This window comes from Neisseria sp. P0022.S009 (assembly GCF_051956675.1).
GTDB lineage: Bacteria > Pseudomonadota > Gammaproteobacteria > Burkholderiales > Neisseriaceae > Neisseria.
In genome coordinates this window covers 1-430 of the sequence record NZ_JBQCXE010000088.1, presented here as the reverse complement: position 1 = coordinate 430, position 430 = coordinate 1, and the positions used below count along the sequence as shown (strand labels likewise).

1 pseudogene is annotated in these 430 nt (G+C 52.8%); it reads left to right on the top strand.

The features are described 5' to 3' along the window. Positions 1–5: 5 nt before the first annotated feature. Positions 6–430 (top strand): annotated as a pseudogene (locus ACTHUG_RS11570) (putrescine/spermidine ABC transporter permease); the annotation flags it as partial.

Below are 430 nucleotides of genomic sequence, written 5' to 3'. Positions count from 1 at the left end.
TAGATATGGGGCTTTTGATTCTGTTGCTGATTCCGGTCGCCATCGTATTGAAAATCAGCTTTGCAGAACAAGAAATGGCCGTTCCGCCATTTACGCCGCTGACAACGATTGATGAAGACTGAGGCCGTCTGAACATTGCCGTCGGCTATCAGAACTACGCCGACATCTTCCAAAACGTTTGGAATACGCTCAATCCGTTTGGCGACAGTGAAAACAGCAATATCGATCTAATGACCTACTGGTCTTCGATGAAGACGGCGCTGACGACAACCATCATCTGCCTGTTGATCGGTTAGCCGGCCGCTTATGCCATTTCGCGCGCGAATCCGGCTGCGCGCAACGGCCTGCTGTGGGCAATCATGCTGTCGTTCTGGACCTCTTTCCTGTGGCGTGTGTACGCGTGGAGGGGCGTGTTGGGACACAACGGCAT